The organism is Pectobacterium sp. CHL-2024 (assembly GCF_044751765.1).
Lineage (GTDB): Bacteria > Pseudomonadota > Gammaproteobacteria > Enterobacterales > Enterobacteriaceae > Pectobacterium > Pectobacterium brasiliense.
The window spans coordinates 17,570-32,847 of the sequence record NZ_JBIXKO010000015.1 but is presented as its reverse complement, the minus strand read 5'-3'; the positions used below and the strand labels follow the sequence as shown (position 1 = coordinate 32,847).

Below are 15,278 nucleotides of genomic sequence, written 5' to 3'. Positions count from 1 at the left end.
TAAGATTGGCAGTAATGCCGAGATTGGAGTGAGGTGTACAAATGCGTAACGATACGATGCTGAGTGATACGCCGTTTCAGGATGCCGATTCGCGCTGGCAGGCGGTAGTGACGCGCAATCAAGCGGCTGACGGTTGCTTTATCTATGCGGTGAAAACCACGGGGATTTACTGTACGCCCTCCTGTGCATCACGCCAGCCCAGGCGTGAAAATGTGGTGTTCTTCGCGACGGCCGACGAGGCACAGGCAGCGGGTTTCCGCCCCTGTAAACGCTGCCGTCAGGGAACACTTTCGCGGCAGGAACAGCAGGCGCAGCAGATTGCCCACGCGTGCCGGATGATTGAGCAATCGGATCATCAGCCGACGCTGGCGGTGCTGGCTCAGGCCGTGGGGATAAGCGCATTCCATTTTCATCGCGTGTTCAAAGCCATAACCGGTCTGACGCCAAAACAGTATGCCAGCACCCATCGCCATCGGCAGCTGCGTGAACAGTTGGCTGATAGCGGCACGGTGACCGCTGCGATTGCCGCAGCGGGCTATGATGCCAGCGGGCGCTTTTATGCCGAAGCGGGCGCACATTTAGGAATGACGCCGACGGCGTTTCAGAATCGGGGAAAAGGGATGACGATCCGCTTTGCCGTTGGCCGCTGTTCACTCGGTGAGGTGCTGGTGGCGGAAAGCGAGAAAGGGATCTGCGCGATCCTGCTGGGGGACGATCCTGAGTCTCTGCTCAACTCGCTTCAGGAGATGTTTGCTAACGCACTGCTGATCGGCGGCGATGCGGCGTTTGAACAACGCATGGCGCAGGTCGTCGGGTTTGTTGACGATCCTGCAATTGGGCTGACGCTGCCGCTGGATATTCGCGGCACGGTATTCCAGCAGCGAGTCTGGCAGGCGCTACGGGCGATTCCGGCTGGGGAAACGCTGAGCTACCGTGACGTCGCTGAGCGCATTGGATCGCCAGTCGCCGTGCGCGCTGTCGCGGGGGCCTGTGCGGCGAACCGACTGGCGGTCGCGATTCCCTGTCATCGCGTGGTTCGGCATGACGGCGCACTATCTGGCTATCGCTGGGGCGTCGTGCGTAAACGCGCTCTGTTGGAGAAAGAATTGGTGGAGAAAGAATTAGCTACGGATCAACAAGGGGAATCGCCATCGTGAATTTTGATTTATTTGCCGATGAAGCACCGCGTCGCTGGACGGAAACGCTGGCTCCAGGCGCACTCGTCCTGCGTGGTCGCGCCTATGACGATGCTCCGGCGTTGCTTGCGGCACTGAAAGCCGTCACCGCGCGTGCGCCGCTGCGGAATATGGTGACGCCGGGCGGCTTTGTGATGTCGGTGGCGATGAGCAACTGCGGGCCGCTCGGTTGGGTGACGGATGAACGCGGCTATCGCTATACCGCACAGGATCCGCTGAGCGGAGAGGCGTGGCCCGCCATGCCAGAAGTTTTTTCCCGGCTGGCGAAGCAGGCGGCGAGCGAAGCGGGTTTTTCTGATTTTGAACCGGATGCCTGTCTGATCAACTGCTATGACGTCGGCACGCGCATGTCTCTGCATCAGGATAAAAACGAACGGGATTTTCATCAGCCAATCGTGTCCGTCTCGCTGGGGCTCAGCGCGACGTTCCTGTTTGGCGGCATGGCGCGCAGTGATAAAACGCAGCGTGTTGCGCTGACGCATGGCGATGTGGTGGTCTGGGGCGGTGAATCGCGGCTCTATTTTCACGGCATTCTGCCGTTGAAAAGCGGCAGAATGCCGGAAGGAATGTCCGACGAATGCCGTTTTAACCTGACGTTTCGTAAAGCTGGATAGGGGAACCACAGGGATGCTTCCCCGGTGGTCGCCCCGTGTATCTCAATGCTCAAACGATCGGCATCAGGCTTAAGCGCTGGCGCTTATTTCTTGCTGAACTTCATATAATCGAGGGCGCTTTCTGCTGCGATACGACCGGAGTTGAGCGCAAAGCCAAACGTGCCGCCGCCTAACAGCAGGTCATAGGTGTCACCATACATGCCAGCAGCATCATTACCCGTGACGTACAGGCCCGGAATAACCTCGCCGGATTTATCGATTGCCTGCATTTTCTCGTCAATCTTCACGCCGCCGAGTGTGCCCAGCGCGGCAGGCTGCATTCTCACCGCATAGAATGGGCCGGTTTTGACCGGACGCAGGTAATCCATGTTTTTGTTAAACACGTCGTCCCGCTTTTGCGTCGCAAACTTGTTGTTTTCTTCCAGCGTATGCTTCAGCACGCCCGCATCAACGCCCATCTCTTTCGCCAGCCCGTCGATGGTGGCGGATTTGAAGACGAAGCCGCGATTTTTCTGACTTTCCTTCGTAAATTCGCTATCAAATTTCGTCAGCTTGGTATTGGCGATCACCCATTCACCAATCGGCACGTCAATGCCGTCTTCGACGTAATGCTTACGGGAGGTTTCATCGAAAATGGAGTACATGATGCCGCCCGCTTTTGACAACGCGTTGCCGGAGTGCGGCCAGATGATGACGTTGGATTCATCGGTAAAGCGGCGGCCGTGTTGGTCAACCCACAGATAGGGCTGACGCGCGGCGGCTAGCAGGTGAGAGTTCGGGGCGTAGTCTGGCAGGCCGGGGCGATAGGCTTGCAGCAGGCCCAGGCCGTCCGGTTTGGCTCCGGCTTTCCAGGCCATATTAATTCCGTCGCCGTCTTTACCGACGTTGCCGACCATGATGGTGTCAGGGAAGGCGGCGTATTTTTGCAGCATCTCTTTATTGTTGGCATAGCCGCCGGTCGCGATGATGACGGCCTTGGCGTCTATCTGAACGGTGTTGCCGTCGCTATCCTGTGCGATAACGCCCGTGACTTTACCGTCTTTCACGACCAGATCTTTGCCCGCCGTTTTCACCAGCGTGGTGACATCCATGCTTTTAAACTGCTCGTGGAATGTCTTGATCAGGTGGCGGCCATGGCCGGGGCCGTCGATCACATGCCAGGTCAGCATGCCGCCAGGGCCGCCGGGGCCGATGTATTCAAACTTGATGCCTTTCGATTTCACCCATTCAATCGTGTCCGCCGAGCGGTTGACGAAAGCGCGCACCACGAAGGGGTTAGCCATCCAGTGGCTGTAATCCATGATGGTCTTAAAGGCCATATCGGGCGTGACCACAATCCCCTGACGTTTCTGCAAGCTGCTGTTGGCGGCGAAGATGCCTTCGGCAAAGTTACCCGTGCCGCCAACGATGGGTTGTTTTTCCAGTAAGACGATTTTCGCTCCTTTCTCTGCGGCGGCCATCGTTGCCGACGTGCCCGCCGCACCCGCGCCGATAATAACGATATCCGCGCTTTTTGGGATTTCCGGTTTCGCCGCGTCCGCCGCCTGTGCAGCAGACCAGCCCATCATTGAGAGACAGAGCGTCGCGAGTACACTTTTTCTGAAGCGTTTCATGATGTTTTCCTTAATGTCATTCGTATTCTTACAATGCAGTCGTGCTGCGTGTGGAGAACCAACGGGATTAATTCGCTTTAGCCTGTGAGTACGCGTCTTCCGCCGCTTCTTTCACTGCACCGCTAGTCATCGTGGCGCCGGACACGCCATCAACCTGAATGCTTTGCTTTTCGGTCATGGTTTTGGCGAGTTCGATGGCGGCTTCCCCGCCGACTTCCGGCGTTTCTTCCGGGGCATCAATCGTCGATTTAAGGACTTTCCCCTGCGCATCGATATCGAGCGTAACGGTGACGTCCCCGCCGATACCCTGTCTCGCGGCGGAATAGGTGCCAGCTTTAAAATTCCCCTCTTGCGCAACTGCGGTTCCGATTGCGAATAACAGGCAGAGTGGAAGGATTCCTGAGCAGATTTTCATATCAATAGTTCCAGTAGTTTTTGAATGAATACGGTGAGTAACCAATTTATCTCCCATAAATAACGCTATCTCCCATGAATAAAGTGATAACCGTCGTCGTTATTGAGGGGCTTGAATATCAGGCAGCAAAGGGGTAAGCCAATGCCGAGTAATAAAAACAACAGGCTGAAATGATTAAGGTTGAAGAGGATTTCAAACTGAGAAAGAAAACGTAATACCGGAAACGTCAGCGTCATACTGAGCATGACGGAAAGTAATTGGCTAATGGTCAGCAGGTTATTACCGCTGTGATACGTGCTGTTATTCAGGTTGCTAAAGGCCAACGTGCTTTCTGCTGAATATAAGGTCGAAATCAGCACGCCTAACAGCATGGCGATGATGCCGATAAGCGGCATCGATTTCTCTTGCACGGCAACGCTCAGAGCGAGGATACACAGCGACGTGATGCTGGTTGTCAGCATTAACAGCCGACGGTAGCCAATACGCTTTACCAGCGGTTCGAACAGCAGTTTTGACAGCAGTGCACCGCTGGAAAAGAGCAGCAGAATCAGGCTGGTCTCCACGGGTTTACAGGCCAGCGTCGTTTGCAGCATTAACGACAATACGACAGGAATTGATGCCAGTAATGTGCGCGTCACAATGCCGCCAATAACGCCGACAGAAAAGGTTCTGATGCCAAACAGGGCGCGAGGGAATAATGCCGTCTCTGCAATGAGGTGCTGCCGATAGTAAATAAATACCAAGCCCAGCGTGCTGCAAGACAGGAATAGCATGACGAACGTTGGCAATATATTTTTCGTGGCAGTGGTTAACATGAAGGCCACGAGAAATAACATCAAAATGGGAAAGGCGACTTCATAGGCACCCGTGCGGGCTGTCTCTTTTATGGTAGCAACAGGAATATATCGGGTTGCCAGAAAAAAGCAGAGTAAAGCCAGCGGAATATTAACGAGGAAAATAGCCTGCCACGAGAGAAAGCTAACCAGAATATTGCCGAAAACGGGGCCGATCAGGGTGCCGAGTAATCCCAATAAGGTTACCCGATTCAGGAAGCGTAATTTCAGCTCCTGCGGTGTGGTGCGCAATATCACGGTTCTGATGATGGGCAGCATGAGCGCACCGCCGATGCCCTGAATAAAGCGGAAAACGCTTAAGCTGCCGAGTGTGGTTGCCGTCATGCACAGCAGCGAACCGAGCGTGAAAATGGCAATCGCGATCTGGTAGGTTTTCCGTTCCCCTAGCCGTTCCGCCAGCCAGCTATTGGCCGGCGTAAACGCGACGACCGTGACAATGTAGGCGATCACGATCGTTTCCATATGCAACACCGGTTGGTGTAGCGACTGCGCAATGGCGGGGATGGCGACATACACCATGGTGGTATCCAGGGATTGCATGAAAAAGGTGGCCGAGGCAATCCAGAATAAGACCCATGACGTATTCATTCAGGCCACCGTCATTTGTCCGGCATAAAGCACGAACAGTCGTAGCAGGAACACGCCGAACAGGCTCATGGCGGCTAACGTAATCAGCTGGCCTTTGCCGGAATGGGCGGAAGGCTTGCGCACCTGATTGGCAATGAATGGGATCACAATGCCGATGCCGATAATGCCAATCCAGAATACGCCGCCCCAGAAACCCGACAGCGCGGTCTGCGCGGCGACAACCTTTTGCCCGCCGCCAAGCAGCAGCCCGATAAAGAACGCGAACAGCAGGAACAATTCGGCATACACCGCTGGCGTTTCTACGCGGTGGATGAAGTGCCGAGAGCGTGAATGCCCCGAGGTCGAGCTCCCCCACGCACTGGCCAGCAGCATGACGGCAATGCCGGAGGTGGTGCCGGATACCAGAAACAGGACGGGCAGAACGGGGTTATTCAAGAGCGGGAACGATTTCAGCGCGGATAGCAGAAAGCCGGTATAGCAGCCGAGCAGGATCGCCAGTACCAGCAGCAGGTTTTCAATTATAGCGGCCTTGTTGACGATCATCGCCGCCAGCTTACGCGCTTTCGCCGCCAGCGCAGGCCGGTGCCAGACGGCCTCAAGCTGCGTCAGCCATCCATCATGATAAAGCGTGATGATCCATAACAGCATCACGACGAAATACACCTGAAACAGCATCACACCCAGCGACATGATGGAGGTCGGGTTGTAAAAGACCATCAAATACCAAAAGGTCAGTGGGCGAGTCAGGTGAAAAATCAGAATCACCAGCCCGAGGATCACGGCGAGTGGCGCCACGATGGCTGTGGCTTTGATGATGCGATTACTGCCGTGATACTCGCTGGGAACGTAGTGCCTGAGGAGCATTGAGAGCGACACCATTCCCGCTGAAATGCCGACCAGAAGAAGATAAACGGCGATGGGCCAATCCCATACCAGCGTGTCGAACGTGAAGGCATTATGCATTGTCGATTGCTCCTCGTTTCCCCGGCATACGGTAGAGCTGGGGTTCTGTGCCCAAATAGACCTTGGAGCGGTAGGTCGCGTTGCTCGCGATCATCTTGGCAATGTTGCTTTCAGGATCGTTGAGATCGCCAAATACCAAGGCTTTGGTGGGGCAGATTTCGACGCAGGCGGGTTGCTTTCCGGCGGCCAGATTGGTTTCCCGACAAAAGTTACATTTGTCTGCCGTTTTCGTGACCGGGTTGATGAAACGCACATGGTAAGGACACGCGGCAATGCAGTAGCGGCAGCCCACGCAGCGTTTATCGTTGACGTCGACAATACCGGTGAGCGCGTCTTTGAAGGAGGCTCCCGTTGGGCAGACTGCAACGCAGGGCGGGTTCTCACAATGCTGACAGGATTTACGGAAAAATTGCTTAATGGCGCGAGTCTTCTCGACGGCAGGAATATCGACGGTTTGCAGTATATCCAGCCGAGTTACGCCATCGGGCACGTTATTGGTCTCTTTACAGGCCTTGATACAGGCTTTGCAGCCAATACAGCGCATTTCGTTATGCAATAAGCCATATTTAACCGCTAATTTACCCTGCGTTTTTTCGGGTTCATTTTGCGCTTGTGCGAGACCGATATGCCCACTAATGGCAATCGTTCCCCCCATATAAGCAATAAAACGACGGCGAGATAATTCTTCCATATTATAAATCTTCACATTGGGGTGATAGCCGCGCGAACGCTAGATATGATTAATCCAGCAATAGCATTAATATTTCGCAGTGTGGCGCTAATAGGGAATAACGCTCCGTTATTACGATGAAAATAATCAGTAGGCCACGTTGTTATTGTGGTTTTATTGGAGCATGGGAATTAACGGTTAAGTGTGCGGTTGGTCACGTTTATTTTTTTGTAGATCCGTATATAACAAATGTCGATTTGTTATAAATGCATTGTTATTTCTCTCGTTCGTTTAAGAAATTGTGTTTCTATTATGTGGATGCAAATTGCTGTTTTTATTTTTGTGATAAAAACGAATAATTGATGTGTGTCAGATTATCTTTTTTTATGTGAGTAATAAATGGGGGTAAAATGGATAATGACTTTTTTTGTAACAAATAAAAAACGTTAGTGCATATTTGGCACTAACGTTTGTTTAACAAAATAATAAAGGGATATACTAAAAACCGTAAACGGGTATTAAGGTTTTAGGTGTTTATCAAGAAAGCCAACGGTAATTTTCATGATTTCAGGCTGTAGCCAATGTGGCCCGCCGTGCTCGGCACCTTTAACGCTGTAGTAGGTGGATTCGATATTTTTCGCCGTCAGAGCCTGGTGCAGCCTTTCAGTCTGGCGTGGAGAAACCACCGTATCGTTCGTGCCGTGCATGATTAGAAATGGAGGTGTGGCATTGCTGATAAAGTTAATCGGGTTAGCCGCTGCTGCTTTATCGGGATAGCGGGTAATCGCGCCCCCTTCATTAAATACTGCGGTGCCGTTGACCCAGATAGCTTCTGTCGCGGAAGGTGATGCGTGTTTCTGAACGACATCGTCAGGGAAACCTTCACCGACAAGCGTCAGGTCGGATAAGCCATAGAAATCAATGACGGCCTGGACATCACTGCTTTGGTCGAGGTTATCGCCTTTATCGTAGGCTTTTGAGCCATTTGTCGTCCCAGCAAAGGCGGCCAGATAGCCCCCAGCAGAGGCACCGAAAACCGCAGCATGCTGGCCGTCGATACCAAATTTTTTCGCATTAGCGCGCAGATAGCGAATAGCGGATTTTACATCTTCCAGCGGCGCGGGGAAAAGGACGGTAGGGGCGACACGGTATTCCATACTGGCAACCACATAACCGGCTTCGGCAATGCTAAGGCGCTGTTGCAGATAATTATCTTTATTGGCGTTAATGAAGCCGCCGCCGGTAATGAATAATACGACCGGAAGCGCGGTTTTCGCTTCAGGCTGAAGGATATCCATTTTTAATGCGACGTTAGGGTAGCCACGCATCGATACCTGAGAATAAACGACGTCAGAGATTAACTTCACCGAGGTGGTTTCCTGCTTTACGGTGATTTCATGTTGATTCTGTGCCGCATTGATTGCGGTAGTACTCATCATTGCCAAGGTTGCTAATCCTATTTTTGCTGTTTTCGAATAATCCATATCTTAAGTCCTTTTGTTAGAGAGATGTAAATTATTTGTCTTGTGATGAACGATGTTTTGTTTGTAAAAATAATATTAAATAATCTTTATTAAAATGAGTTTATCATGCTTGGTGGGATTAATTATTTCCTCCTTGATAATAAGTTGACTATATCTGCTATTAACGCTATTTCTCATGAATTAAATGTGCATCTAATCACATTTGATTATTTACAAATCCCTATAATTGTCATTATGGGTGGTTATAAACGAGACAGTTGATGCGTAATATAAAACAATGTTCAGTATAAAGCGTGTGATTTATTATCAGGAACTCATCCGGGTCGGGAGTTTCACTAAAGCGGCGAAGGCGCTGAATATCTCTCAGGCTTTCTTGTCGCAGGAGATCGCGCGGCTGGAACTTGAAACGGAAAGAAAACTGATTAACCGAACCACCCGGCAGTTTTCTCTGACGCCATTCGGGAAGATCTTTGCTGACAAAATTCAGGGGATGATTAAGGAACATTATGAGCTGGAACAGTTCGTCAGCAGCTATGAGGAAAGCACGGATGGTGCGCTGTTGGTTGGCGTGATTCCGATTTTTAACCGTCTGGCTCACTACAATATGTTTAACCTGTTTCAGAAAGCCTATCCCAATATCGATATCTCTTTCATTGACGGCGTCAGCACCGATTTACTGGAAAGGGTGCGCAATGGTGAGATCCACCTGTCTTTCTCGACGCCTTTTGATGAATACCTGAACGATCCGTTGTTTCACCACACCATTTGTCAGATCGATGACATTGTTGCGGTGATGGCAAGGTCGCACCCGCTTGCCGACAGTAAGATGCTCAGCTTGCCGCAGATGGTAAAAGAAAAGCTGATCGTGCCGCAGAAAGGGACGGGGGAACACGCCGCTGTTTCTGAATCTTTCACTCGGCAGGGCATCAATCCCAGCTACTTTCGTGAATGCAGCAACATGGACATCATTATGGATCTGGTGATCAACCTGTCCGGCGTGGTCTTCCTCTGTTCGTCTGTCGCGAAAAGCCTGACCGCTTACGACGTCGCGGTTATTCCGCTGGAAGAGCAACTGAAAAGGACTTTCGCCATTAGCTATCTAAAGCGCAGCACGAACATTCCCATGGTGCGTCTGTTTCTGGATTTCCTGCAAGACTACAACAGCGAGTCCGTCCGGTAGGGCGCTTCCTTGTTCAAAAGGCGCGGATATCCAGCGCGTGCAACGCAACGGAGAACATGCTCCGTGTGCGCCCAATCCCTAATGCATTGACCGCCTGAACCGCCACCTATCCTTTATCTCGCTACGTTTTCCTCCCTCGGCGCACCTCGGTTTCTCTTCCCGACCTTCATGGGTTTTAGATAAATGTTGCAAATGTGAATAAATGTGAGGTGATTCAAATTATCTCGATTAATATACTTGTATGGTAGTCAGCATAAACGAATGGCTACATGCACAGAAGGATAAGTAACGTGAAGATTGTCAGCGCTGAAGTGTTTGTCACCTGCCCGGGACGGAACTTTGTCACCCTGAAAATTACGACAGATAGCGGATTAACCGGCCTCGGCGATGCGACGCTCAACGGGCGTGAGCTGCCGGTCGCCTCTTACCTCAAAGATCATGTGTGTCCGCAGCTGATTGGCCGCGATGCACACCAGATCGAAGATATTTGGCAGTATTTCTACAAAGGCGCGTACTGGCGTCGTGGCCCGGTGACGATGTCTGCCATTTCGGCAGTCGATACCGCGCTGTGGGACATCAAAGCCAAAGCCGCCAACATGCCGCTCTACCAACTGCTGGGCGGTGCATCGCGCACGGGCGTCATGGTGTATTGCCACACCACGGGCCACTCGATTGATGAAGTGCTGGACGATTACGCCAAGCATCGCGATGAGGGCTTCAAGGCGATTCGCGTACAGTGCGGCGTGCCGGGTATGAAAACCACCTACGGCATGGCGAAAGGCAAAGGGCTGGCGTATGAGCCGGCGACGAAAGGCAACTTGCCGGAAGAGCAACTGTGGTCGACGGAAAAATACCTCGATTTCACGCCTAAGCTGTTTGAAGCGGTGCGTGACAAGTTTGGCTTCAACGAGCACATGCTGCACGACATGCACCACCGCCTGACGCCGATTGAAGCGGCGCGCTTTGGTAAAAGCATTGAAGACTATCGTCTGTTCTGGATGGAAGACCCAACGCCTGCGGAAAATCAGGAGTGCTTCCGTTTAATCCGTCAGCACACGGTTACGCCGATTGCGGTGGGTGAAGTCTTTAACAGCATCTGGGATTGCAAACAGCTGATCGAAGAACAGCTGATCGACTACATCCGCACCACGATTACCCACGCGGGCGGGATTACCGGCATGCGTCGCATCGCCGACTTTGCCTCGCTTTATCAGGTGCGCACCGGTTCACACGGGCCGTCGGATCTGTCGCCTATTTGCATGGCGGCGGCGCTGCATTTTGACCTCTGGGTGCCAAACTTCGGCGTACAGGAATATATGGGTTATTCGGAGCAAATGCTGGAAGTGTTCCCGCATAACTGGACATTCGATAACGGCTACATGCACCCAGGCGAAAAACCGGGTCTAGGCATTGAGTTTGATGAAAAGCTGGCGGCCAAATACCCCTATGACCCCGCTTATCTGCCGGTTGCCCGTCTGGAAGACGGCACGTTGTGGAACTGGTAAGAGTGGAATAGGTAATCAGAGGCCAAAATATGAAAAGCATTGTGATACAGCAGCCGAATTCGCTGGTGATTGAAGAGCGTCCTATTCCACAGCCAGCGGCAGGTGAAGTTCGGGTAAAGGTAAAGCTGGCCGGTATCTGTGGCTCGGACAGCCACATCTATCGCGGGCATAACCCTTTTGCCAAATATCCGCGCGTGATCGGGCATGAATTTTTCGGCGTGATTGAGGCAGTGGGTGAGGGCGTGGAAGCATCCCGCCTGGGCGAACGCGTCTCGGTCGACCCGGTAGTGAGCTGTGGCCACTGCTACCCTTGCTCAATCGGCAAGCCGAACGTCTGTACTTCGCTGGTGGTGTTGGGTGTGCATCGTGACGGCGGGTTCAGCGAGTACGCTGCCGTACCGGCGAAGAACGCGCACATCATCCCGGATGAGATTCCTGATGAGTTTGCCGTGATGGTCGAGCCCTTCACGATTTCCGCCAACGTGACCGCACAGGTGAAGCCGACGGAGCAGGATGTCGCGCTGATTTATGGTGCGGGACCGATGGGGTTGACCTCGGTTCAGGTACTGAAAGGCGTGTTCAACGTGAAGGAAGTCATCGTCGTCGATCGCATTTCTGAACGTCTGGATATGGCATTACGCAGCGGCGCGGACAGGGTCATTAACAACGCATCGCTGTCATTAAAAGACGAGCTGGAAGCGCTGAATATCAAGCCTACGCTGATTATTGACGCTGCCTGCCATCCGTCTATTTTGCAGGAAGCGATTACGATTGCTTCTCCTGCGGCACGCATCGCCATCATGGGCTTTTCCAGCGAGCCTTGTCAGGTCAGCCAACAGGGAATAACCAGCAAAGAGATTTCCATTTTCTCATCGCGCTTGAATGCCAACAAATTCCCAATCGTGATTGAGTGGCTGAAAGCAAAACGCATCGATCCGGCAAAACTGATTACCCACCGGTTTGATTATCAGGAGGTTGTACAGGCAATTGAAGTTTTTGAAAAAGATCAAAAACGCTGCTGCAAAGTCCTGCTGACATTTAATGATGCATGACACGTTATTGGCAACAGGGGATGTATAAAAGGAAAAACTATATCGGCTACATAATAATATAATGATTCCTTTGAAGTAATTATTTCTCTCTTAATCACTCCAGACCATTAATAACGGGCTGGAGTGGATTGCGACACCATGATGAACGGTAATTTTACTTACTGTGCTCTACCATAATTACAAATCGTCGAGAGTATATATATGAATACGCAAATAGCATCTGGACAAGATAAGCCTGTAAGAAGTACCTCGGATTTAGTCAAGGCGGCGGTGTCCGGCTGGCTGGGCACTGCATTAGAATTCATGGATTTCCAATTGTATTCGCTCGGTGCGGCATTGGTCTTCCATGAAATATTCTTCCCTGAACAATCAGCGGCAATGGCGCTTATCCTGGCAATGGGAACCTACGGTGCTGGTTATGTCGCACGTATCGTCGGTGCCTTTATTTTCGGCCGTATGGGGGACTCCATCGGTAGAAAGAAAGTACTCTTTATCACCATTACCATGATGGGGATCTGTACCACGTTAATTGGCGTACTACCGACCTACGCACAGATTGGTATTTTCGCGCCCATCTTGCTGGTGACCTTGCGTATCGTGCAGGGGTTAGGGGCGGGTGCCGAGATTTCCGGTGCCGGTACCATGCTGGCTGAATACGCGCCGAAAGGGAAACGTGGGATTATTTCCTCACTGGTTGCAATGGGTACCAACTGTGGCACGCTCAGTGCTACGGCTATCTGGGCCGTCATGTTTTTTGCCCTCTCAAGAGAAGAGTTGCTGGCGTGGGGCTGGCGTGTACCGTTCCTGGCCAGCGTAGTCGTGATGATCTTCGCGATCTGGCTGCGTATGAACCTGAAAGAAAGCCCGGTTTTCGAAAAAGTGAGTAATGATGTCTCGGGTACTGAAGAGCCGTCACCTGCTCTGGTGGTTGAGCAAAGCGAACAAAAATCAGTACTGTCCATGTTCAAAAGCAAGGCGTTTTGGCTGGCAACAGGATTACGCTTCGGACAGGCGGGAAATTCAGGATTAATTCAGACCTTCCTCGCGGGATATTTAGTCCAAACGCTCTTGTTCAATAAATCTATTCCGACCGATGCATTGATGATCAGCTCCATTATTGGTTTCATCACCATTCCATTATTAGGATGGCTCTCGGATAAAATTGGTCGCCGCGTACCATATATTATTCTGAATATCTCGGCGATATTGTTAGCCTACCCAATGCTGTCTCTTATCGTTGATAAAGAGAATAGCGTTAACGTGATTGTCGTCAGCATTATCATTATTCATAACTTCGCGGTACTGGGATTATTTGCGCTGGAAAACATCACCATGGCGGAAATATTCGGTGGACGCAGCCGCTTTACGCAAATGGCGATTGCCAAAGAAACCGGTGGTCTTGTTGCCGTTGGTTTTGGTCCGGTGTTAGCGGGTATTTTCTGCAACATGACCGGTTCCTGGTGGCCGATTGTCGCGATGATGATTGCTTATTCTGTGATCGGTTTATTTGCAGCTATCTGTATGCCGGAAGTGAAAGACCGTGACTTGGATGCATTAGAAGACGCGGCGTAACGTTCAGATTGTCATTGTTCGAGTTGCAGATGAGTTGACCTGTCTGCAACTCGAATCATTTAGGGCACAGACATATTTTTTGAATCACCTATCAGGGATAACGATGAGTATCAGTGAATTTTCTACTCTTAAACCGCAGGTTGTGGTGCCGCGTTACGACCGCAGTCAGCTAAAAACACGTATTGCGCATATTGGCTTTGGCGCATTCCACCGGGCGCATCAGGCGGTCTGTGCCGATAAGCTGGCAGCGGAACACGGTAGCAACTGGGGCTATTGCGAAATTAACCTGATTGGCGGCGAGCAGCAGATTGAAGCCATTCGCCAGCAGGATTTGCTGTGGTCGGTTTCCGAAATGGCGGACAGCGGCTGGAATAGCCGGGTCATCGGCGTGGCAACCCGCGCGTTGCACGCGGAAGTCGAAGGTATCGAGGCGGTGCTGGAGGCGCTGAGCGCGCCGGATATCGCCATTGTGTCGATTACCGTCACGGAGAAAGGCTATTGCCACCATCCGGCGACGGGGCAGTTAAATAGTGAACATCCGCTGATTTGCCACGATCTGGGGTTACCCGCAGAACCACGCTCCCTGCCCGGTGTGATTCTGGCTGCGATCAAACGCAGACGGGAACGCCAGCTACCGGCATTCAGCGTGATGTCCTGCGACAATATGCCGGAAAACGGGCACGTCACGCGCAACGTGATCGTGCAACTGGCCGAGCTGCAGGATATCGAACTGGCGCGCTGGATTGAACAGCACGTCACCTTTCCGTCCACGATGGTAGACAGAATTGTTCCGGCTATCACCGAAGAAACGCTGGAGACAATTCAGGGACAGTTGGGCGTCGTCGATCCCGCTGGCATTGCCTGTGAACCGTTCTTCCAGTGGGTGGTTGAAGATAACTTCGTCAACGGTCGTCCCGCGTGGGAAAAAGCCGGTGCGGAGCTGGTACAGGATGTGCTGCCGTTTGAGGAAATGAAGCTGCGTATGCTGAACGGCAGCCACTCGTTTCTGGCGTATCTGGGCTACCTTGCTGGCTACCAGCATATCAGCGAGTGCATGCAGGACAGCGACCTGGTCGCGGCGGCGCATCATCTGATGCTGCGTGAACAGGCTCCGACGCTGCGTACACAGGGTGTCGATCTCGCCGCCTATGCGGATGCGCTGTTGGATCGCTATCGCAACCGTGCGTTAAAACACCGCACCTGGCAAATTGCGATGGACGGCTCGCAAAAACTGCCACAGCGGATGCTGGATTCGATCCGCTGGCATCTGGCACGCGGCAGCCGTTTTGATGCGCTGGCGCTCGGCGTGGCAGGGTGGATGCGCTATGTGGGCGGCGTGGATGAGCAAGGAAAACCGATTGAAATTAGCGATCCACTGAAAGATTTGATCGCTGAAACGGTGCAACGCAGCCCGGAAGGCGAAAGCCGAGTTGCGGCGCTGCTGACGCTGACGGCGATTTTTGGTGAAGACTTACCGAAGAACCCTGTCTTTGTTGATGCGGTGACGCAGCACTACCTGTCGCTATTAGCGAAAGGCGTGAAGGAAACATTGCAGGATACCAACTGGTGATA

At 52.2% G+C, this 15,278-nt stretch carries 13 protein-coding genes; 7 read left to right on the top strand and 6 right to left on the bottom strand.

Annotated features, from left to right (window positions below; translation table 11 throughout):
* Positions 1–41: 41 nt before the first annotated feature.
* The gene (gene ada, locus ACIPUG_RS17665; protein ID WP_400339507.1) at positions 42–1,157 is read left to right on the top strand and encodes a bifunctional DNA-binding transcriptional regulator/O6-methylguanine-DNA methyltransferase Ada; all 1,116 of its coding nucleotides are present in this window, start codon (positions 42–44) and stop codon (positions 1,155–1,157) included.
* Complete coding sequence (alkB, locus tag ACIPUG_RS17660) at positions 1,154–1,810, top strand: DNA oxidative demethylase AlkB (protein ID WP_400339505.1); 657 nt, start codon at positions 1,154–1,156, stop codon at positions 1,808–1,810. The genes ada and alkB overlap by 4 nt, the downstream gene beginning before the upstream one ends.
* A gap of 83 nt (positions 1,811–1,893) precedes the next feature.
* On the opposite strand, the gene ACIPUG_RS17655 is transcribed toward alkB, so the two are convergent.
* The 6 genes from ACIPUG_RS17655 to ACIPUG_RS17630 all read right to left on the bottom strand — a co-directional run bounded on the left by ACIPUG_RS17655 (position 1,894) and on the right by ACIPUG_RS17630 (position 8,397).
* Positions 1,894–3,423: an FAD-dependent oxidoreductase gene (locus tag ACIPUG_RS17655; protein WP_400339502.1), complete on the bottom strand. Its 1,530-nt coding sequence runs from the start codon at positions 3,421–3,423 to the stop codon at positions 1,894–1,896.
* Positions 3,424–3,490: 67 nt separating this feature from the next.
* Positions 3,491–3,838 (bottom strand): FMN-binding protein, encoded by a 348-nt coding sequence (locus ACIPUG_RS17650; protein ID WP_039516646.1) that lies wholly within the window; start codon positions 3,836–3,838, stop codon positions 3,491–3,493.
* Between the two features lie 65 nt (positions 3,839–3,903).
* Entirely contained in the window at positions 3,904–5,280 is a 1,377-nt protein-coding gene (locus ACIPUG_RS17645; RefSeq protein ID WP_400339499.1) for an MFS transporter, read from the bottom strand.
* Positions 5,281–6,243, bottom strand: coding sequence for a cytochrome c nitrite reductase subunit NrfD (gene nrfD / locus ACIPUG_RS17640; protein ID WP_400339497.1), 963 nt, complete (start codon positions 6,241–6,243; stop codon positions 5,281–5,283). It abuts the gene before it with no gap.
* A complete protein-coding gene (locus tag ACIPUG_RS17635; RefSeq protein WP_010285933.1) occupies positions 6,236–6,934 on the bottom strand; it encodes a 4Fe-4S dicluster domain-containing protein in 699 nt (232 codons plus the stop codon). Before ACIPUG_RS17635 ends, nrfD begins: the two co-directional genes overlap by 8 nt.
* Positions 6,935–7,431: 497 nt before the next feature.
* Positions 7,432–8,397 (bottom strand): alpha/beta hydrolase fold domain-containing protein, encoded by a 966-nt coding sequence (locus tag ACIPUG_RS17630; RefSeq protein WP_400339494.1) that lies wholly within the window; start codon positions 8,395–8,397, stop codon positions 7,432–7,434.
* A 277-nt stretch (positions 8,398–8,674) separates the two neighbouring features.
* Here ACIPUG_RS17630 and ACIPUG_RS17625 point away from each other — a divergent pair, with 277 nt between their 5' ends.
* The 5 genes from ACIPUG_RS17625 (at position 8,675) to ACIPUG_RS17605 (ending at position 15,276) form a co-directional block, all read left to right on the top strand.
* The gene (locus tag ACIPUG_RS17625; RefSeq protein ID WP_400339491.1) at positions 8,675–9,577 is read left to right on the top strand and encodes a LysR family transcriptional regulator; all 903 of its coding nucleotides are present in this window, start codon (positions 8,675–8,677) and stop codon (positions 9,575–9,577) included.
* 290 nt (positions 9,578–9,867) lie between these two features.
* Positions 9,868–11,082: a D-mannonate dehydratase ManD gene (gene manD / locus ACIPUG_RS17620; RefSeq protein WP_039283781.1), complete on the top strand. Its 1,215-nt coding sequence runs from the start codon at positions 9,868–9,870 to the stop codon at positions 11,080–11,082.
* Positions 11,083–11,111: 29 nt separating this feature from the next.
* Positions 11,112–12,134 carry a Zn-dependent oxidoreductase gene (locus tag ACIPUG_RS17615; RefSeq protein ID WP_039557028.1) on the top strand — a complete coding sequence of 341 codons (1,023 nt, stop codon included), beginning with the start codon at positions 11,112–11,114 and terminating at the stop codon, positions 12,132–12,134.
* A gap of 201 nt (positions 12,135–12,335) precedes the next feature.
* Complete coding sequence (locus ACIPUG_RS17610) at positions 12,336–13,706, top strand: MFS transporter (RefSeq protein ID WP_039461919.1); 1,371 nt, start codon at positions 12,336–12,338, stop codon at positions 13,704–13,706.
* 103 nt (positions 13,707–13,809) lie between these two features.
* Positions 13,810–15,276, top strand: a complete 1,467-nt coding sequence (locus ACIPUG_RS17605) for a mannitol dehydrogenase family protein (RefSeq protein ID WP_400339488.1) — start codon at positions 13,810–13,812, stop codon at positions 15,274–15,276.
* Positions 15,277–15,278 lie beyond the last annotated feature (2 nt).